16 protein-coding genes are annotated in these 18,621 nt (G+C 56.8%); 6 read left to right on the top strand and 10 right to left on the bottom strand.

Features of this window, described 5'->3' with window-relative positions:
- Positions 1–2: 2 nt before the first annotated feature.
- Positions 3–401: a polymer-forming cytoskeletal protein gene (locus ABJ205_RS09370; protein WP_348154986.1), complete on the top strand. Its 399-nt coding sequence runs from the start codon at positions 3–5 to the stop codon at positions 399–401.
- A gap of 76 nt (positions 402–477) precedes the next feature.
- Here ABJ205_RS09370 and ABJ205_RS09365 read toward each other — a convergent pair whose 3' ends face one another.
- The 4 genes from ABJ205_RS09365 to ABJ205_RS09350 form a co-directional block, all read right to left on the bottom strand.
- Positions 478–2,133, bottom strand: a complete 1,656-nt coding sequence (locus ABJ205_RS09365; RefSeq protein ID WP_348154983.1) for a long-chain fatty acid--CoA ligase — start codon at positions 2,131–2,133, stop codon at positions 478–480.
- A gap of 125 nt (positions 2,134–2,258) precedes the next feature.
- On the bottom strand, positions 2,259–3,086 hold the full coding sequence (locus ABJ205_RS09360; protein ID WP_348154981.1) for a DUF1013 domain-containing protein: 828 nt from the start codon (positions 3,084–3,086) through the stop codon (positions 2,259–2,261).
- 129 nt (positions 3,087–3,215) lie between these two features.
- Positions 3,216–3,845, bottom strand: a complete 630-nt coding sequence (locus ABJ205_RS09355) for a glutathione S-transferase family protein (protein ID WP_348154978.1) — start codon at positions 3,843–3,845, stop codon at positions 3,216–3,218.
- Positions 3,838–4,860 (bottom strand): NAD(P)H-quinone oxidoreductase, encoded by a 1,023-nt coding sequence (locus ABJ205_RS09350; RefSeq protein ID WP_348154975.1) that lies wholly within the window; start codon positions 4,858–4,860, stop codon positions 3,838–3,840. The genes ABJ205_RS09355 and ABJ205_RS09350 overlap by 8 nt, the downstream gene beginning before the upstream one ends.
- A gap of 125 nt (positions 4,861–4,985) precedes the next feature.
- Between ABJ205_RS09350 and ABJ205_RS09345 the strand changes: the two genes are divergently transcribed.
- The 3 genes from ABJ205_RS09345 (at position 4,986) to ABJ205_RS09335 (ending at position 9,887) form a co-directional block, all read left to right on the top strand.
- Entirely contained in the window at positions 4,986–5,189 is a 204-nt protein-coding gene (locus ABJ205_RS09345) for a DUF1192 domain-containing protein (RefSeq protein WP_348154973.1), read from the top strand.
- Positions 5,190–5,300: 111 nt separating this feature from the next.
- Positions 5,301–7,703 carry an ATP-dependent Clp protease ATP-binding subunit ClpA gene (clpA, locus tag ABJ205_RS09340; RefSeq protein WP_348154971.1) on the top strand — a complete coding sequence of 801 codons (2,403 nt, stop codon included), beginning with the start codon at positions 5,301–5,303 and terminating at the stop codon, positions 7,701–7,703.
- Between the two features lie 93 nt (positions 7,704–7,796).
- Positions 7,797–9,887, top strand: coding sequence for a S9 family peptidase (locus ABJ205_RS09335; RefSeq protein ID WP_348154968.1), 2,091 nt, complete (start codon positions 7,797–7,799; stop codon positions 9,885–9,887).
- Positions 9,888–9,993: 106 nt separating this feature from the next.
- Here the strand turns inward: ABJ205_RS09335 and ABJ205_RS09330 are convergent, their stop codons facing one another.
- Positions 9,994–10,305, bottom strand: a complete 312-nt coding sequence (locus ABJ205_RS09330; RefSeq protein ID WP_348154965.1) for a hypothetical protein — start codon at positions 10,303–10,305, stop codon at positions 9,994–9,996.
- 174 nt (positions 10,306–10,479) lie between these two features.
- Here ABJ205_RS09330 and ABJ205_RS09325 point away from each other — a divergent pair, with 174 nt between their 5' ends.
- The gene (locus tag ABJ205_RS09325; RefSeq protein WP_348154964.1) at positions 10,480–10,992 is read left to right on the top strand and encodes a DUF1993 domain-containing protein; all 513 of its coding nucleotides are present in this window, start codon (positions 10,480–10,482) and stop codon (positions 10,990–10,992) included.
- Between the two features lie 4 nt (positions 10,993–10,996).
- On the opposite strand, the gene ABJ205_RS09320 is transcribed toward ABJ205_RS09325, so the two are convergent.
- From ABJ205_RS09320 to ABJ205_RS09300, 5 genes are all read right to left on the bottom strand, one after another.
- Positions 10,997–11,389, bottom strand: a complete 393-nt coding sequence (locus ABJ205_RS09320) for a VOC family protein (RefSeq protein ID WP_348154962.1) — start codon at positions 11,387–11,389, stop codon at positions 10,997–10,999.
- Positions 11,390–11,403: 14 nt separating this feature from the next.
- Positions 11,404–11,970, bottom strand: a complete 567-nt coding sequence (locus tag ABJ205_RS09315) for a gamma carbonic anhydrase family protein (protein ID WP_348154961.1) — start codon at positions 11,968–11,970, stop codon at positions 11,404–11,406.
- Positions 11,971–12,022: 52 nt separating this feature from the next.
- On the bottom strand, positions 12,023–12,610 hold the full coding sequence (locus ABJ205_RS09310) for a GNAT family N-acetyltransferase (protein ID WP_348154958.1): 588 nt from the start codon (positions 12,608–12,610) through the stop codon (positions 12,023–12,025).
- Positions 12,603–13,598, bottom strand: coding sequence for a porphobilinogen synthase (gene hemB / locus ABJ205_RS09305; protein ID WP_348154955.1), 996 nt, complete (start codon positions 13,596–13,598; stop codon positions 12,603–12,605). Before hemB ends, ABJ205_RS09310 begins: the two co-directional genes overlap by 8 nt.
- Positions 13,599–13,668: 70 nt before the next feature.
- On the bottom strand, positions 13,669–15,420 hold the full coding sequence (locus ABJ205_RS09300; RefSeq protein ID WP_348154952.1) for a peptidoglycan DD-metalloendopeptidase family protein: 1,752 nt from the start codon (positions 15,418–15,420) through the stop codon (positions 13,669–13,671).
- 341 nt (positions 15,421–15,761) lie between these two features.
- Here ABJ205_RS09300 and ABJ205_RS09295 point away from each other — a divergent pair, with 341 nt between their 5' ends.
- Complete coding sequence (locus tag ABJ205_RS09295) at positions 15,762–18,599, top strand: helicase-related protein (protein WP_348155050.1); 2,838 nt, start codon at positions 15,762–15,764, stop codon at positions 18,597–18,599.
- Positions 18,600–18,621: the final 22 nt, after the last annotated feature.

Below are 18,621 nucleotides of genomic sequence, written 5' to 3'. Positions count from 1 at the left end.
GGATGGCTAACAACTCAACCTTTTCCGTGATTGGTTCAGACGTCATCATCAAAGGTGATGTGGCTGCATCCGCTGATCTTCATGTCGATGGAACGATCGAAGGCGACATTAAATGCGCCAGCATTGTTCAAGGCGAATCAAGCTCGATCAGCGGCGCTGTGACCGCTGAAAGTGCACGCATGTCAGGCAAAGTTACAGGGTCAATCACGGCAAAAGAGCTCGTGATTCTCAAAACGGCTAAGATCGACGGCGATGTGCATTATGATGCGCTGACCATTGAGCAGGGTGCACAAGTTGACGGGCGTTTTGCGCCGAATGCGAGAACCGTTGCTGCTCCAGTTGCAACGCCAAAGCCAGCTGAACCGGCCAAGAAAGGTGCAGAACCGCTCATCGCGAGCTGAGCACTAAGACGCGCCATCGTTTCCAAATTTGAAACGCCGCGGCATCTTGGGCGGGGCGGCGTTTTTCTTTTATCGATTAGAGGACTTCGGCGCGCAAGGCTTTACGGTCGAGCTTACCGATGATCGTTTTTGGCAGCTCCTCACGGATTACCACCTCATCGACCCGCTCATGCTTTCCGATACGCTCGTTGAGCCAGTTCTTTAGCTCATCAGCGCCCACCTCGCCCTCTAGCGTAACAAAGGCGCGCGGCGCCTCTCCGCGATAATCGTCGGGAACACCAATCACCAAAGCTTCTTTGACTGCGTCATGTTTGAGGATCGCGTCCTCAACAACGCTTGGAAAGACCTTGAAGCCGCCGACCGCGATCATGTCTTTGATCCGGTCAACAATGCTGAGGAAGCCGTCTGCATCCACCACTGCGACATCGCCGGTGCGAAGATAGCGATTGTTGTCACGCTCGACGAAAATATCAGCGTCGATTTCGGGACGTTCCCAATAGCCGCGCATGATTTGCGGCCCACATATCGCCAGTTCACCTGGCTCACCTTCAGAGGCCAATTTGGCAGGGTCTTCCTTGTCGAGAAGAATGACTTGCGTGCCTGCGACAAGCTGTCCGATCGTGCCCTTTTTGCGTGTGCCCGCATAAGGATTGACAGAAACCACACCAGAGCTTTCTGTCAGGCCATAGCCTTCGACAAGCCGCACACCGGTCACTTCCTCAAACCGTGTGTGGACCTGTGCGGGCATCGGAGCGCCGCCCGAAATACAAACCTTTAGGCTCGAAAGATCAGTTTTTGTAAGGTCGGGATGATCCAGCAAGGCCTGAAACATCGTGGGCACACCAGGGAATCCCGTCGCACCGTATTTCTCAATCATCTGTAGCACTTGCTTGGCTTCGAAACGCGGAAGCATCGCAATCGAGGCGCCAGCGGCAACCGCATGGTTCAAAAGCGCGGTATTAGCGAAGACGTGAAAGAACGGCAGCGCCCCCATCAACACTTCATCACGCGGATTATCGAATGGATTGATCGCGGCGACTTGTTGCGCGTTCTGAGTTAACTGACTGTGCCCGAGCATGGCGCCTTTAGGACGGCCGGTGGTGCCGCCGGTATATTGGAGCAATGCGAGGTCATCTGAGGTGATCGCAGGAAGATCGACCCCCTCATCGCTCAGCACATCGTCCCAGCGGCGCACCGAACCGCTCCACGCGACCTTCGCGATCTGGCTGCGTTTGAATAGGTTGAAAGCGATGCTTTTGGCAAAGGGCAGCATTGAGCCCAATGAACCCACAATCAGAGTCTCAAGTTCAGATGCCTCGAGAACTTTGGAAGCCGTCTCATAAAGCTCTGGCACATCGACAGTCACAAGCGCGCGCGTGCCGCTATCAGCCACTTGCCAGGCGAGTTCTTCGACCGAGTAAAGCGGTGAGAAATTGACGACCACTGCGCCGGCCATCATCGCGCCGTAATAGGCGGAGGCATAGATGGGCACATTAGGGAGGAATAGACCTACCCGATCGCCAGGCTTCACTCCCATTTCGATCAGGCCGCTCGCAAACTTCACCGCTTCTGCGTGCATCACGCGATAGGAGAAGGTGCGGCCCATAAAGTGCAGGAATGGTGCGTCTGGATCATGGGTGAGTGTGCGCTCTAACAACGCCGGCAGCGTCAGAGGCTCAAACGTCGTGTCCCACGCAGTGGGGTGGTGGTAAGCGGCGCTATTTACATACATGTCAATAGAATGCGCGAAACGAGAGCATGGTGCAAGGGAGATTGGCCCTGAAACATAGCAAGCGGACGCAAAAAAGGCGGCCTTGCACGAATGCAGGCCGCCCATCTTTGCTTTTCAACCAGGTATTAGCCTTGGCTGTCATCACCTTCTGCACCTTCGGCGGGTGCTTCGGCTTCTTCTTCAGCAGGTGCCGATTCGGGAGCCGCGAATGCCGCTTCTACGTCCACAACTTCCTCTGCGCTTGCTTCTTCAGCCGCACGTTTATCCGCCAGCCACGCTTCGGCTTCGGCCTCTTGCGCAGCTTGGGCGGCAGCCTTTTCGTTTGCTGCACGTTCAGCGCGCAGTTCTTCGATCAATTTGTCTTTATCAGAACGCGTGTCGAGCACCGTTTCGTCGGCGACAGGTGCATCTTCGGTAACACCTGCACGCTTCGCCGCCTTGGCGACAACCGCGTCCAATTCACGCTGAGCACAAAGGCCAAGGGTCACAGGATCTTTTGGCTGAATGTTCTGGATGTTCCAGTGAGACCGCTCACGAATAGCGCCAATGGTGTTACGCGTTGTGCCGATCAGCTTGCCGATCTGCGCATCAGACACCTCTGGGTGGTTGCGCAAGAGCCAAGCGATGCCATCCGGCTTATCCTGGCGCTTGGACACTGGCGTGTAGCGCGGACCCTTGGTGCGGGTGACTTCTACCGGAGCCTTGTGCATTTTGAGAGAATACTCGGCGTCTTCTTCGCCCGTCTTGATCTCTCCAAGCGTCAGCTCACCTGCGTGCACAGGGTCACGGCCAGTGTATTTGCTGCCTGCAAGGTCATCGGCCATTGCCTGCACTTCAAGGATGTGAAGGCCGCAAAATTCAGCGATCTGCTCGAAAGAAAGACCGGTGTGGTCAACGAGCCAGGTCGCGGTGGCGTGAGGCATCAGCGGCTTTGGCTGTTCCTTGGAAGCCATGGGGTGAAATCTCCATCAGAAATAATAAGGGCCGCCCCTTGCGGAGCGGCCGTTGCGAGGATTCTGATAGGCGATAGTCGCGCGCGGGGCAAGGAAATGCTTGCAGGCCCGCGCAAAGCATCGCCACGATCAATCCATCGGGGTAAAACCCGGCATTGCTTTCATGCGCGCGATCCATGCACTCAGGTTGGTTAGGGCGTTCAGCTCAAAGCCTGCTTCATGCGCCACATGGGAGTACGCAAATAGCGTAATGTCCGCGAGCGTTGCATTCTCACCGCATAAAAACGGTCGATCCGCCAGCTCACCGTCCATCAGTTCGAGCGCCGCCAGACCATTGGCGCGTTTCGTGGGTATTTGCGCGCGCTGTTCGTAGGATAGGTTGTCGTCACCCACAAAGCACAGCCAGAACCGCAATGTCGCAACATTCGGCTCGTGGTTGTATTGCTCAAAGAACATCCAGCGAAGCATATCCGCCTGAGCGAACCGGTCTTGAGGGATCAGGTCAGAGCCCGAGGCAAGGTACCAGCACGCCGCATTGCTTTCCGGCAGGAAGCGCACGTCTTCACCCTCACCGATCTGAAGGACCGGGATGCGCCCGTTGGAGTTCACATTTTTGAGGAATTCGGGCGTCCGGGTTTCGCCTTTGAGAATGTCATATTGCCTGGTCTCAAGCGGAACACCAAGAATGGCAGCGGTAAGCCTTATCTTGTAGCAATTCCCGCTCTTTGAATATTCATGGAGGGTGAGCTTATCAGGCACCAGCGACCTCCAGCACAATTTTGCCGATATGCGCCGATGATTCCATCCGCGCATGGGCTGCTGCCGCTTCGGCCAGAGGGAAGGTCTGATCCATGACCGGCGCAAGTTCTCCGCCGGTAAACAGGTCCCAAACATTGTCAGCGATCTCATCGGCCAAGGCGGCCTTGAACGCATCAGTACGCGGACGAAGGGTTGAGCCGGTTAGGGTCAGCCGCTTCATCATCACCAAGGGAATAAAGAGCTCAGCTTTGGCGCCGCCCAGCACAGCGATAGTTACATGGCGGCCATCTTCGGCGAGGCATTGAAGATTGCGAGGTACATATTCGCCCGAGACCATATCGAGCACGATATCGACGCCTTTTCCACCTGTATGTTCATTGACCGCTGCGACAAAATCATCCTCGCGATAATTGATTGCAACATCAGCGCCCAACCCACGAGCTGCCTCGCACTTAGCCTCGTCGCCGCAAGTCGTGATGACTTTGAGATCAAACGCTTTAGCGAGCATAATAGCCATCGTGCCAATGCCGCTGGTACCGCCGTGGACGAGCAACGTTTCTCCATCACGGGCAAGGCCGCGCTCAAACACGTTATGCCACACTGTGAATAGCGTCTCTGGCAAGGCCGCGGCTTGTCTTAAATCCATGCCTTCGGGAACGGGAAGGCAATGCTGCCAAGGCGCGGTGCAATATTCGGCATAACCACCGCCCGGTGTTAATGCCGCGACCACACTACCCAACATTTCGCGCGGCACATCGCTGCCCACGGCGACCACTTCGCCTGCAACCTCAAGGCCTAGGATCGGAGATGCCCCCGGAGGCGCTGGATAATTGCCCGCGCGCTGGATGCAATCGGGGCGATTGACCCCGGCAAATGCCACTTTAATAAGGACATCTGAGGGACTGGCCTGAGGCGTCTCGGCCTCTTCGATCTTCAGCACGTCTGGTCCACCTGGCGCAGCAAAGCCTATTGCCTGCATCGTTTTTGGTAGTTCTGGATTAGTCGCCCCGACCATTCACTCTTCCCCAAGATCCGCATCTGCGCATTTCATGGCACAAATGCGCCATGTCCAATCTATTGGCGCAAATACCTGCGTTGAGCATTGACAGCAAGCGGAACAGCGAGTGATCATGCCAATCAATGGATGAACACGATCTACCACGAACAAAAGGAGACGCTGCGAGCAAGCTCGCAAGCGAAGATCTCGCACCTTATTCTCAAGATGAGTTGGCGCATCGTATCGCATTGCTTGAGGCGGAAATTGCGCGTGTTCAATCACATAGCGAAAGCGCCGCAAAGCACCGTGCCGCAGCAGATGCATTGTTTAAGGGTTCGCCATCATGATCGGCTTACCATCTATGGCCAATTCGGAGTCGTATTTAGACAAAAGCGCCCCATATTGCGGTAAACCCAGCGGTGTCCCGCCGCATTTCTCACCCCCTGTAGAGATTTCACATGCCTAGTTTTGCCCAGAATCTGGAACGCACACTTCACAATGCGCTCGCTCATGCCTCTGAGCGGCGCCATGAATATGCGACCTTGGAGCACTTGCTGCTCGCGCTCATCGATGATGAGGACGGCGCCGCAGTTATGGGCGCTTGCGGTGTGGACCTTGCCGAGCTTGGTGAGGTGGTGAAGCAATATCTTGATCAGGAATATCAATCACTTAAGACCGAAGAAGACGCCGATCCGCAACCGACCGCCGGTTTCCAGCGGGTGATCCAACGCGCGATCTTACATGTGCAATCTTCGGGCAAAGACACTGTAACAGGCGCCAATGTGTTGGTTGCCCTGTTCTCAGAGCGCGATTCTTATGCGGTCTATTTCTTGCAACAACAGGATATGAGCCGCCTCGATGCCGTCAGCTACATCAGCCATGGCATCGGCAAAGGCGGTCGCCAGATCGAATCGAGCAATGCGAGCGGCAGCGAAGAGAGCGCGCCAAACGACGCAGAAGCAGCCAAGGATGGTGGCAACAAAAAAGAAACCGCGCTCGACCAGTTTACCGTCAACCTCAACAAGAAGGCAGAAGACGGCAAAGTCGACCCGCTGATTGGCCGCGGGCCAGAAGTGGACCGCACGGTCCAAATCCTGTGCCGCCGTTCAAAGAACAACCCGCTTTATGTCGGTGATCCCGGCGTTGGTAAAACCGCAATTGCAGAAGGTCTGGCACGCAAAATCGTCGAAGGCGATGTGCCAGAAGTGCTTGAGCCTGCGGTGATCTACTCGCTAGACATGGGCGCATTGCTGGCTGGCACGCGGTATCGCGGCGATTTTGAAGAGCGTTTGAAACAGGTTGTCACCGAGCTTGAAGCGATGCCTGATGCCATTCTCTTCATTGATGAAATTCACACCGTTATTGGCGCAGGCGCGACCAGCGGCGGGGCTATGGATGCCTCAAACCTTTTGAAACCGGCACTTTCGGGCGGGACGATCCGCTGTGTGGGTTCGACCACTTACAAAGAATTCCGCAATCACTTCGAAAAAGACCGGGCTTTGCTGCGCCGTTTCCAAAAGATTGATGTGAACGAACCCACGATTGAGGATACGATCAAAATTCTCAAAGGCCTGCGCACAGCATTCGAAGATCACCACGGCGTGAAATACACGCCCGACGCGCTGAAAACCGCGGTCGAGCTGTCCGCGCGTTACATTAACGACCGCAAATTGCCCGACAAGGCAATCGACGTGATTGACGAAGTGGGCGCGATGCAAATGCTGGTCCCGCCCAGCCGCCGCAAAAAGAAAATCACCGCGCGTGAGATCGAGCAGGTCATTGCAACCATGGCGCGCATCCCGCCAAAGTCTGTGAGCAAGGACGATAAGAAAGCACTCGAAAACCTCGACCGCGATCTGAAACACGTTGTCTTTGGTCAGGATGAGGCGATCACCCGCGTTGCCACCGCGATGAAACTATCGCGCGCTGGCCTTCGCGATCCGGACAAGCCCATCGGCTCTTTCCTCTTCTCCGGCCCCACGGGTGTGGGTAAAACGGAAGTTGCACGTCAGCTTTCCTCGATCATGGGGATTGAGCTCAAGCGCTTTGACATGTCCGAATATATGGAGCGTCACTCGGTTAGCCGTCTGATCGGCGCGCCTCCGGGCTATGTAGGGTACGATCAGGGCGGTCTATTGACCGATGCCGTCGATCAGAACCCGCACTGTGTTCTGCTCCTCGATGAGATAGAAAAAGCGCATCCGGATCTCTTCAACATCTTGCTCCAAGTCATGGATAATGGCCGCCTTACCGACCACCACGGCAAGACGGTCGATTTTCGCAATGTCGTGCTGATCATGACCACCAATGCGGGCGCGGCGGACATGGCGAAGAGCGGCATCGGCTTTGGCGATATCTCCAAAGAGGATGCCGGGACCGAGGCCGTGAACAAGATGTTCACCCCAGAATTCCGCAACCGTTTGGATTCGATTGTGCCGTTTGCCTACCTTGGCAAAGACACCGTCGCGCGCGTCGTCGACAAATTCATCCTTCAGCTTGAACTGCAATTGGCCGAACAAAACGTCCACATCCAGTTCGACAGCGAGGCACGTGGATGGCTCGCGGACAAAGGCTATGATCGTCTCTTTGGTGCACGCCCAATGGGCCGCCTTATCCAAGATAAGATCAAACAGCCGCTCGCGGAAGAATTGCTCTTTGGTAAGCTTGCCGATGGCGGCGAGGTGTCGGTGACGATGAAGGACGGCAAACCCTCGTTCGAACTCACGCCAGCTGCGCCAAAGACCCAAAAAGCTTCAGGAGCCAAGCCAAAGCCCAAGCGCAAACCGGCTGCGAAAAAGGCGCCTCCTGCAAAGAAGGACGATCCAAAGCCCGAGGCATCGGATAGCGATAAAGAAGGCTAATCGCCTCTGCTTGGTCGGCGCTTTCGACTAGCGCTGGACAAGCTTTCAAAAACCGTCATTGTTCGGCTCCAATATTCTTGTTTGGAGCCGAACATGATCCCTCACAATTTTGGACTTAGATCGCTTTGGGCAGTAAGCGCCTTGACGTTGGCTGGGCCGCTGGTTCCGCCTTTGGCAGCGGACGATATGGCTACAGAGGCATCCGGTCCTGAAAAGCACTTTGCCGGGGCCGATATTTTCGGCCTCACTGTCGCAGCTGACCCGCAGATCAGTCCCGATGGCTCTAAAATCGCTTACGTGCGGCGCACCAATGACATTATGACCGACCGCGCGGTCTCCTCAATCTGGCTCATTGATGTAAGCTCGGGGGCAGAAACCCCATTGGTGACGGGTGCGGGCACGCATGTGTCCCCGCGTTGGTCGCCAAATGGGGACCGGCTTGCCTATATCTCGACCGAAAGCGGCGGCGGACCTGAATTGCATGTGCGCTGGATGGACAGCGGGGAAAGCGCCAATATCACTGCCCTTGCCGAAGGTCCCGGCGGTATTGCTTGGTCGCCCGATGGCAACCAAATCGCTTACACGGCGCGCGTTCCGGGCAAGGGGCTCACTTTGGGCAGCCCCCCTGCAAAACCCGAAGGCGCACAGTGGGGCAAACCGCTCCAAGTGATCGACCGTTTGGTCTATCGCCGCGATGGCGGCTCTTATGTGAAACCCGGCACGGCGCAGCTTTTCGTCGTCAGTGCAATCGGCGGAGCCCCTCGCCAGCTTACCTTTGGCGAATACTCCAATGGCGGTGCGGTGGAGTGGTCACCCGATGGATCAACCTTGTATTTCTCGGCCAATCGCCGCGAAGATTGGGAGCTTCAGATCTTTGGCAGCGAGGTTTACTCTCTCGATGTTGCAAGCGGGGAAATCACTGCGCTCACGGCCCGCGATGGCCCAGATGGCGCGCCGCAAGTCTCACCCGATGGTTCAAAAATCGCCTATCTAGGTTTTGATGATCAAGGCAATGCGTTCGATCAAACCAATCTCTATGTGATGAACGCCGATGGCAGCGGCTCGCGCCAGCTTGTACCATCGCTCGACCGCAGCTTTGATACGGTGGAATGGACCGAGGCGGGCCTATTGGCCAGTTATGAGGATGATGGCGAGCACCGCGTTGCCCGCATCGGCCTCAATGCCTCCACCGCCACGCCTTTGGATGCGCGTGTTGGCAGCGGTTATGTCGCGCTTCCCTATACGGGCGGCGAATGGTCGGTGAGCGGCAATGGCAGCCTTGCATTTACCACCCAAAGCGCCGTTGCACCGCCGGATGTGGCCGTACAAACCCGGCGCGGTATCCGCACCCTCACCTCGCTCAACGCCGTCAGCCTTGGCGGCAAGGAAATGGGTGAAACCCGCGAACTTGCGGTCACTATGGAAGATGGCACCGTCATCCCTGCATGGATCATGCTGCCACCGGGATATAAGGCGGGCGATAAAGTCCCCACCATCCTTGAGATGCACGGCGGACCCTATGCCGCTTATGGCCCTGAATTCTCGATCGATTATCAGCTCTATGGGACGGCGGGCTATGCTGTTGTTTTTGCCAATCCGGGCGGCTCAACCGGTTATGGCGAGGAATTTGCCGACCGGATTGAAGACAATTACCCGATCAGCAATGTGCCTGAACTGATGGCCGTGGTTGATGCAGCGGTTGCTCAAGGGTTCTCTGACGAAGAAAACCTGTTTGTCACAGGCGGTTCTGGCGGGGGCATTCTCACCGCTTATGTCGTGGGCAAGACCGACCGATTCAAAGCCGCGGCTGCGCACAAACCTGTCATCAACTGGGTGAGCCAAGGGCTGATGTCTGACCTGCCCACCCTCATCCCGCGTTATTGGCTGGGCGGCCTTCCATGGGAAAAGCCAGAGGAATATTGGGAGCGCGGACCTTTGAGCAATATGGCCAATGTAACCACGCCAACGCTGGTTTTGGTGGGTGCTGATGATTACCGCACACCGCGCAGCGAGGCGGAGCAATTCTACGCCGCGCTTAAGTTGGTGGGCGTGGACACCGCTTTGGTTGTCACCCCCGATTCCAGCCACAACAACCTCTCGCAAAGCCCCAGCCAACAGGCTGCGCGCACGGCGAGCGTGATTGCTTGGTTCGACAAATATCGAACCGGCAAGGAAGCTGAATAGTTGCGACCGGTCAGCGCGCTCATCGGTTTATGCCAGCAATGAGCGCGCCGTTTTCACGGACGAAACCGCACCTCTAGGGCGCGCAAATCGTCCCCACCGACCAACTTTAGCTCAATGCTGCGAGGTCTTTTGTAATGTTGGCGATCATATCATCGGTGATCTGACCACCAGACATCGGCTGTACCTGTGGCAGAGTCATGTTCTTGATCTGGTCGTAGAAGGGATGCTGATCCAGCGGGCCAAGATGTTTGAGCACAACCGCTTTCGCCGCTTCATTCGCCATCAGCGTTTCAATCGAACTTTCGATGGAAAGAGTCGCCTTCTTTCCGTCCTCGGCCAAAACGGGGGTTGCCGAAAAAACAGCGGCAGAGGCGAGAACAGGAGCAATCGCCAAGGCGGCAGCGTGAAGCATTTTCATGATGTTGGATTCCTCAAAGAATAGGCAAAAAATTGTATCTTGGCACAGTCCTTTAGGGATTGCACCTGTCACTGCGATGAAGCCGGCCGAACGGAGGCTTTGCGCCCGCTGGTAGGGGATTGGGTTGGCACCTGCGTGGGAGGCGTTATGGGGGATCTCGAGGAGAGACAATCCATGAACCTATACGATCAATCTGTTGCCACTTACCGCTCGCGCCTAAGCACTTTGTCCGCGATGCTCGCAAAAGCCGAGGCGCACGAGGCTGGAGAAGCGCTGCTTCAGGCGAAGCTGTCTGATGATATGCACCCTTTAGCGATGCAGATTAAGTTTGTGACCAACATTCCGGGTGACACGGCGAAACGTTTGGGCCTTGCCGATAACGATTGGAGCATGGAGCCGCCGACCTCTTTTTCTGAGGCGAAGGCGCTTATCGCTCAAACATCTGAGATGCTTGATGGGATTTCCCGCGAAGACCTGCCTTCACCAGACGCGCGGGTGGAGTTTTCGATCGGCGATGGCGCCTACAATTTCGAGATGAGCGACGAGGAATATGTACGCGAGTTTTCGCTGCCCAATTTCTATTTCCATCTCTCGATGGCCTATGCGATTTTACGCATGAAGGGTTTGGAAATTGGCAAGGCGGACTTCATTCCGCACATGATGGCCTATTTCAAAGCGCCCAGCTGATCGATTAGCCGTCTGATTTAACCGAGGTCACAAAACTCATCTTGTTGCCGTCGGGATCGCGGGCATAGGCGCCGTAAAAGTCAGGGCCGTATAACGGCCTTGGCCCCGGTGCGCCTTCGTCGCTGCCCCCGTTGGCAAGGGCTGCGGCGTGGGCTGCATCGACCATTTGAGGGGTTGCGACAAAGAAACCAGCCGTGTGGCCATTACCAGCGGCTGCGGCTTCGCCGTTTTGGGGCTTGGTCACCCAGACCGTAAAACCATCGGCGAGTTTATAGGCGAAGGTCATGCCCTCATATTCGGCTTCAAGCTTTGCACCCAATTCCGCCATGACCGCGTCATAATAGCCGCGCGATTTGTCGAGATCATTGGACCCCAATGTGATGTAATTGAACGTCATCCGAAATCTCCTTCTTAATTCAAAGCTTCTGCCACCGCGTCCGCGTGGTGCTTTGCGTTCTCAGCATAATGTGCAACGCCGATGCGCATTCCGGCAATCGCGGCATCATTCAGCTCTTTGAGCTTCTTTGCCGGACGCCCTGCCCAAAGCTCGCGTTCGCCCATAACTTTACGTTCGGTGAGCATTGCACCTGCGCCCAGCATAGCATCTGACCCGATCACCGATTTGTTCATCGCTATCGCGCCAAGCCCAACAAAGCCGCGGTCATGAATGATGCATCCGTGAACCATCGCCATATGGCCGATCAGCACATCATCACCGATAATAAGCGGAGAGCCGTCCTCATCTCCCGGGCGGGGCGGATCGCAGTGCAAGACGCTCCCGTCTTGGACATTGGTGCGTTCGCCGATACGGATTTTGTAGACGTCAGCGCGCACCACGCAATTGTACCAGATCGAGGAGCCCGCCCCGATCTCAACATCGCCAATGATCGTGCATCCGGGCGCGATAAAGGCGGTTTCGTGAATCTTGGGCGTTTTGCCGTGGATCGGCACGATGTTTACGCCGGGATAAGAAGTCATTGTTTGTGTTCCCATTGAGCTTTGGTGAGGAAATCAAGGACGATGTCGCCCATCAATTCGCGCTCGTTAACGTCAAGCGGTGTGCTTCCCAAGCCGCGCGCGTGATCGAATAGACGATGACCATGCCGTAGTCCTGCGACCAAAAGGTCTCAGGGAAATCAAGGTCAGGCCGCCGTTCCATGCCTAGACGGCACATCAACCCCCAACTCCCGGTATTGCCTTCCACCGTCATGGCGATGGTTTGATCCGCGCCAAAGCGAACGAAAGACAGATCCAGCGTCGCAATCGCCGCTTCCTTGGCGTAGCCTTTGCCCCATGCATCTTCACGCAGGCGCCATCCAGCCTCCATCATACCAAAGGGCCCGTTCTTATCGGTGCACCGTTTGAGGCCGCAAAAGCCAAGGATCGCGCCATCCTCTTTGCGCTCAATCGGCCAAAAGGTGTGGCCGTGATCGCGGCGATAACTTTCGAGCCTTTCCTGAGCGCTCTTGCGGGTCTCTTCGTCTGCCAGTCCGCCCAACCATTCCATGACCGCAGGCGTGTTCGTGCCTTCCCAGAACGGTCCCCAATCCCCCTCGCGCCAATCGCGTAGGATCAGGCGATCCGTCTCATGGTAAAAAGGCTGACAATCCTCAACCATTGAGAAGGCGCGCGGCAAGCGGCGCGTGATAGGTAAGCACACCTGATGCTCCGGCGCGTTTGAAGGCGAGCAATGTCTCCAAAACAAGCGCATCACGGTCGCCAGCGCCAGCCGCAGCAGCCGCCTCAATCATCGCGTATTCGCCGGACACTTGGTACACGAAGGTCGGAACGCCGAACGCCTCTTTTACAAGGCGGACAATGTCGAGATAGGCAAGGCCGGGTTTGACCATCACGCTGTCTGCGCCTTCGGCCAAGTCCATTTCAACCTCGCGCAAAGCCTCTTCGCCATTCGCAGGGTCCATTTGGTAGGTCTTCTTGTCGCCCTTCAGCAATCCTCCCGATCCCACGGCATCGCGGAAAGGGCCATAGAAGGCAGAAGCGTATTTGGCGGCATAGCTCATGATTTGAATGTTGGGATGACCGTTCATCTCCAAGGCCATGCGAATGGCGTGAACCCGTCCATCCATCATGTCCGATGGGGCGATAATGTCGGCGCCAGCTGCCGCTTGGTTCAAGGCCTGATCAACCAGCACCGCGACCGTATCATCATTGGCGACATAGCCCGAATCATCAAGCAGCCCGTCTTGCCCGTGGCTGGTGTATGGGTCCAGCGCTACATCGGTAAGGACGCCCAGCTCATCCCCGCATGCATCTTTAATCGCGGCGATAGCTCGGCACATAAGGTTGTCGGGATTGTGCGCCTCAGCCCCGTCATCCGACCGCCGATCGGGCTGCGTATTGGGGAACAGCGCGACCACCGGGATGCCGAGCGCCACCGCTTCTTTGGCCTGCGCCACAATGCCATCCACTGACCAGCGAGAGACGCCAGGAAGAGAACCAATAGGCTCTTCTTGCGCCTGCCCTTCGGTCACAAACATCGGCCAAATCAGGTCAGCGGGTGTGACTAGGTACTCTCTGTGAAGAGAGCGGCTCCACGAGGTGGCCCGAGTGCGGCGCAGGCGAGTGTTGGGATAGCTTGCATTCATGGAAGAGGTAGTTGCCCGAATTTGCCTAAGCAATCAACGCATGTTGACGCGCAGATCTGTCAGGTGAAATTCAATCGGAAGCCGCGCCCGGTGCGATCTTCTCGATCTCCCGAACTGGCTCTTCGATCTCGGTTGCAAGCTGCTCCAAATCTTCCAGTGCAACGCCCGGCTCAACCCCGCGCAGCTCGATAAGCTGCCGCCGGAAATCAATAAGTTCGGTGCCAGAAAGCACTGCGCGCGTGACATAATCGACGCTAGCCGGGTTAATCGCACGGCCATTGCGATACATCTCATAGTGCAAATGCGGCCCGGTTGAGAGGCCGGTTGAACCGACATAGCCGATCACCTGACCCCGGCGAACCTGTTGGCCCCGACGCACCGCCATCCGGCTCATATGGCAATAACGTGTATCAAGCCCGCCTCCGTGACGAAGGCGAACTGTGATCCCGCAGCCTCCGGCCCGACCAGCAGACGTCACTTGCCCATCAGTCACCGCGACAATCGGCGTTCCATGACGGGCTCGGTAATCCATGCCAGCGTGAAGGCGGCGAATGCCAAGAATGGGGTGGCGACGCATGCCGAAGCGTGAAGAGATCGGGCCCGGAACTGGCGCGACAAGGCCCCGCCGTTGCTCACCCACGCCCGAGGCTTCGTAAAATCGCCCTTCTTCGCCCCATCGCATAAGCTGCGTTTTAGGCTCTCCATCGCGGTCGATCCCCGCGTAAAGCAGATTGCCCGCCTGACGTTCGCCAGTGGCAGCGCGGCGATAGGCGATAATAATGTCAAACTCGTCAGAAGAGCGAACTTCGCGCTCAAGCTCGATCTGATCGTCAAGGGCGCGCAGGTAATCTTGCGCTGCGCTTGCTGGAACACCGGCCGCCCGCATTGAACGATAAAGGCTGGAGCCGACGCGGCCACGTACCCGCAATGGTGTATCATCCACGCGAATGACTTTTCGTGCGAGGGATAAGGTTCCTAGGTCGCCCGTTTCAATGTCACCGCCTTGGCGTTCGATTTCGAGCTCAAGGTCAAAGCGCGCACGGAACGATAGAGCATCAAGCGGGCGCGGTGCCCCTTCTTCGGGCCGGCGTCCAAGGATGATGTCCATCGCGGTCCCAGACTCAATGTCAGACAGCGGCATTGCGTCACCGATCAGAGCGCTCACACGGCCAATATCGCTTGAAGACACCCCTGCTCTGCGAAGCATGGTTGCAAAACTGTCGCCTTTGGCAAGGGTCGTTACCAGCGTGATTTGCGGGCGTTCGGGCGCGCTTTCCAAAGGCGTAACCGCCGCCGTTGGGCCCATACGCCGGCCACTGTCAGCGCCAAGAGCCAAGGGCATTATCATCTGGCTGCGAAATTCGTCGCGAATATCCTCGCCTTCAGGGATTGCGGCGCGCGCTTCCAATGGAGTGAGGCTTGGCCAAAAGGCGAGCGCAACGGCACCCAAAAGCACCATCGTGCCAAGCCCGCGAAACCAGCGGCGACTCCCGATGTTTTCGGCAAGGTCCGGTGCAAGATCGAAGCTCTCGAACTTATCGCTTATGCCAAGCTTCCATTCGTCATAGCGTTCGCGCCAGCCTTGGACGCGGGCGAGAACTTGCCGTTTCATTTTACGAGAGCCCGTGGGCGGCGCGGCTTTCATGGAATTGGCGAGAACAGGGGCAAAGCTGCGCGCTGTTTCTTCGTCCATGCCGCCTTTGGCAGCGTCAAAATCGGTGAGCGCAAACGATCCCTGCCGCGGCTCGTCAGAACCCGGTTCGTCTCCCGAAGAGCCTTGAGGCCCCGAGGAATCTTTAGGAATGTCGCCTGTATTGTCCAATTCAGCCTTCCCAATGCCCCCAGTTAACTACCTGCTTCGAACCTTAGTTTTAGCAAGCAGCCAAACTGCTGAACTCCTTCCATGGCTAATCATGGTAAATGTAAACTTAACACGCGGCCAAAGGAGTCGCAGATGCGATAAGGTGTTTTGCGTATAAGGTCAGCATGCAATCGGGCCTTTTTGCGCGATAAATCCGGCAATAATCATTGCCCCTCGCCGCTCGGTTTGACACAGCGGACCCAGTGACCTCTCAAATCCCTCATCGACCACCAAGAGACAGCAGGGTTCGGGCCGTTCTTGGCCCGACGAATACGGGCAAAACCCATCTGGCGATTGAACGGATGTGCGCGCATTCGAGCGGCATGATGGGTTTCCCTCTGCGTCTGTTGGCGCGCGAAGTGTATGACCGGGTTCGCGCTATCAAGGGTGATAAGTCGGTTGCCCTCATTACAGGTGAGCAACGGATCGAACCGCCCGAGGCGCGCTATTTCTGTTGCACAATGGAAGCGATGGACCGCCTTGGAATGGGCACAAATGGTCCCCACGCCTTTGTTGCAATTGATGAGGCGCAAATCGGCGCAGATCCTGAACGCGGACATATTTTTACCGACCGGTTGATGCATGCACGCGGCCGCGATGAGACGATGATCTTGGGTTCGGCAACGCTTGAGCCCATCGTCAAGAAACTGATCCCGGGCGCAGAAATGGTCGAGCGCCCCCGTTTCTCTACCCTCACCCATTCAGGCGAAGCCAAACTTTCCCGCCTTCCTCCCCGCAGCGCTGTCGTCGCTTTCTCGACTGAACAGGTTTACGCCATGGCCGAGGCGTTGAAGCGGTTTCGCGGGGGCGCGGCGGTTGTCATGGGCGCGCTCTCGCCGGAGACGCGCAACAAGCAGGTTGAGCTGTTTCAAAACGGCGAGGTCGATTACATCGTTGCCACCGATGCGATTGGTATGGGGCTCAACCTAGACCTTCATCACGTGGCATTCGCAGCGCTCACTAAATTTGATGGCATGCGCAAACGCCGCCTCACCCCCTCCGAAATGGCGCAGATTGCCGGGCGCGCGGGCCGCCATCAAACAGATGGCAGCTTTGGTGTGCTGACAGGCGGGGGAAGCAGAAGCGGCGCACCACTCGAATTTGCCGAGGAAGAGATCTACGCGATTGAAGAGCACAAATTTGCGCCTCTTACCAAGCTGTATTGGCGTGAGGCAGAGCCGCGCTTTGACACACTCCCCGTCCTTATCGGTGATTTGGAGAGCAAGCCGCAGAACGAAGTGCTTCGCGCGGCGCCTGAAGCGATTGACCTTGCCGTTCTCAAGCGGCTTGCAAGTGAACCCATTGCTGACACCGTCAAAGGGCACGGGAGTGTTCGCCGTTTTTGGGAAGCGTGTTCGCTTCCCGATTTTCGCCAACTTGGCGTTGACCCCCATTCGAGATTTGTGGCGCGGCTATGGCAGGATCTTCAAGAAGGCTATATCGGCGCCGACTTTGTTGCGGCGCGAATTGCCGAACTCGACCGCACCGGCGGCGATATTGATACTTTGCAGGGAAGGATAGCCGCGATCCGATCCTGGGCCTATATCTGCCAGCGACCCGACTGGGTGCTTGCCCGCGACGAAATGGCCGCGCGCGCAAGAGGGGTGGAAGCGCGGCTATCGGATGCGCTACATGCGCGCCTTACAGAACGTTTTGTGAATCGAAGGACGACTATTTTGATGAAATCTCTGGGCCAAGATGGCGGCGCTCTTCCAGTGACGCTCGAGCCTGATGGCCGGGTTAGTGTCGAGGGTGAGACAATCGGACGCCTCGATGGGTTCCGTTTCTCCGTCGATCCGCAGGCCGGTCTTGCCGATCGCAAAATGCTGCTTGCCGCAGGTGAAAAAGCGCTTCCCGGAATTTTGTCGCAGCGCGCTGAACAATTGCTGGCCGCGGGTCTCGATGATTTGACAATCGAAGGCGGCGCTATCCAATGGCAGGACCAAAAGCTTGCCGACATCACTATTCCCGATGATTTCGGAACACCGCGATTGACCTTGCCGCGCGAGGTTGCAGCTTTGCCAGATGCAGCGCGCGAGAAATTGGAAACGGGCCTCACCGCATGGCTTGAAGGTAAGCTCGCGCCGCTGGAACCGCTTCGCAAATTGTCCGAAGCCGCTCGCGATCCAAATGCCGGAAGCGAAGCGCGCGCGCTGATTGTCACTTTGATTGATGCGCGCGGCGTTGTGGCGCGTGAGAACGCAGGGCTCCAGCATTTGCCCAAAGAAATGCGCCCATTCTTGCGCAAACTTGGCGTTACTTTTGGCGCACTCGATATCTTTGCGCGCGATTTGCTGAAACCAGCCCCGCGTGGACTGCTCCATGCGCTCGGCCTCGACAAACGGCCACTTCAAGAGGCGATGCTTCCCGTGATTGGAGAAAGCAAGGACATCCCTGCTGGTTATCGTCTTGCGGGGAGCCAAGTTATCCGGGTCGATTTGGCCGAGAAGATTTTGCGCTCAGCTTTCGACACTCGCGCCAAAGCGGCTGAGCCAGCGGTATCAAACGCGCCCACTAAAGAAGAAACGCCAACCGCTGAAACCGCTTCTGAAACCGCTTCTGAATCTGCGCCTGCCGCAGATGCAACGAAATTGGACACCCCGGAGGTCGCAGCCGAAGCGAAGACTGAAAACACACCATCTAAGCAGGTCAATCCAAAGGAAAAATCGGGAGGCAAATCGGGCGGTAGACCCATCCATGCAAAGTTTGCCCTCGACCTGGCGCTGCCTGTTTCAATCGGTCTTGAAGAAGAGAACGCTCGCCGGCTCCTAGGCTCCGCAGGTTTCCGTGTTCAACGCGCAAAACCTCTGGGCGAAGGGGCTCAGGGACCAGTATTGCCTGACACTTGGAGCTGGCGTCCGCGCAGGGCCGGAGAGAATCGCTCTAATCGGCGCGGCGATCCGCGTAAACAGGGGCGAAAAGGAGCTGGCAAAAGCAAGGGTCAGCACCAAAATCGCCAAAAGCATGGAGCAAAGGGTAAAGGAAAACCGCAGGATCAGAAGCGACAGGGTGGCAAACCGAATCGCTCTGGCCCGAATCACTCTGACCCGAATCACTCTGGTAGGCGCAAGCCCAAGCAAGACTTTGGCCCAGCGCGGGCAAGCGGTGCCTTTGACAAGCTCGCAGACCTGCTCAGGTAGTCAGACGCCAATGGCAATAGGC

This window comes from Erythrobacter sp. (assembly GCF_039988855.1).
Lineage (GTDB): Bacteria > Pseudomonadota > Alphaproteobacteria > Sphingomonadales > Sphingomonadaceae > Erythrobacter.
Note: the sequence above shows the minus strand (reverse complement) of the source record. Positions and strands in the feature narration are given on the sequence as shown.

What these genes read in the sequence shown, in the direction of transcription:
- ABJ205_RS09370 (WP_348154986.1), top strand. Translation starts at nt 3, where the DNA reads ATGGCTAACAACTCAACCTTTTCCGTGATTGGTTCAGACGTCATCATC.
- ABJ205_RS09365 (WP_348154983.1), bottom strand. Translation starts at nt 2,133, where the DNA reads ATGTATGTAAATAGCGCCGCTTACCACCACCCCACTGCGTGGGACACG.
- ABJ205_RS09360 (WP_348154981.1), bottom strand. Translation starts at nt 3,086, where the DNA reads ATGGCTTCCAAGGAACAGCCAAAGCCGCTGATGCCTCACGCCACCGCG.
- ABJ205_RS09350 (WP_348154975.1), bottom strand. Translation starts at nt 4,860, where the DNA reads ATGGTCGGGGCGACTAATCCAGAACTACCAAAAACGATGCAGGCAATA.
- ABJ205_RS09345 (WP_348154973.1), top strand. Translation starts at nt 4,986, where the DNA reads ATGGATGAACACGATCTACCACGAACAAAAGGAGACGCTGCGAGCAAG.
- clpA (WP_348154971.1), top strand. Translation starts at nt 5,301, where the DNA reads ATGCCTAGTTTTGCCCAGAATCTGGAACGCACACTTCACAATGCGCTC.
- ABJ205_RS09335 (WP_348154968.1), top strand. Translation starts at nt 7,797, where the DNA reads ATGATCCCTCACAATTTTGGACTTAGATCGCTTTGGGCAGTAAGCGCC.
- ABJ205_RS09330 (WP_348154965.1), bottom strand. Translation starts at nt 10,305, where the DNA reads ATGAAAATGCTTCACGCTGCCGCCTTGGCGATTGCTCCTGTTCTCGCC.
- ABJ205_RS09325 (WP_348154964.1), top strand. Translation starts at nt 10,480, where the DNA reads ATGAACCTATACGATCAATCTGTTGCCACTTACCGCTCGCGCCTAAGC.
- ABJ205_RS09320 (WP_348154962.1), bottom strand. Translation starts at nt 11,389, where the DNA reads ATGACGTTCAATTACATCACATTGGGGTCCAATGATCTCGACAAATCG.
- ABJ205_RS09315 (WP_348154961.1), bottom strand. Translation starts at nt 11,970, where the DNA reads ATGACTTCTTATCCCGGCGTAAACATCGTGCCGATCCACGGCAAAACG.
- ABJ205_RS09310 (WP_348154958.1), bottom strand. Translation starts at nt 12,610, where the DNA reads ATGGTTGAGGATTGTCAGCCTTTTTACCATGAGACGGATCGCCTGATC.
- hemB (WP_348154955.1), bottom strand. Translation starts at nt 13,598, where the DNA reads ATGAATGCAAGCTATCCCAACACTCGCCTGCGCCGCACTCGGGCCACC.
- ABJ205_RS09295 (WP_348155050.1), top strand. Translation starts at nt 15,762, where the DNA reads ATGTGCGCGCATTCGAGCGGCATGATGGGTTTCCCTCTGCGTCTGTTG.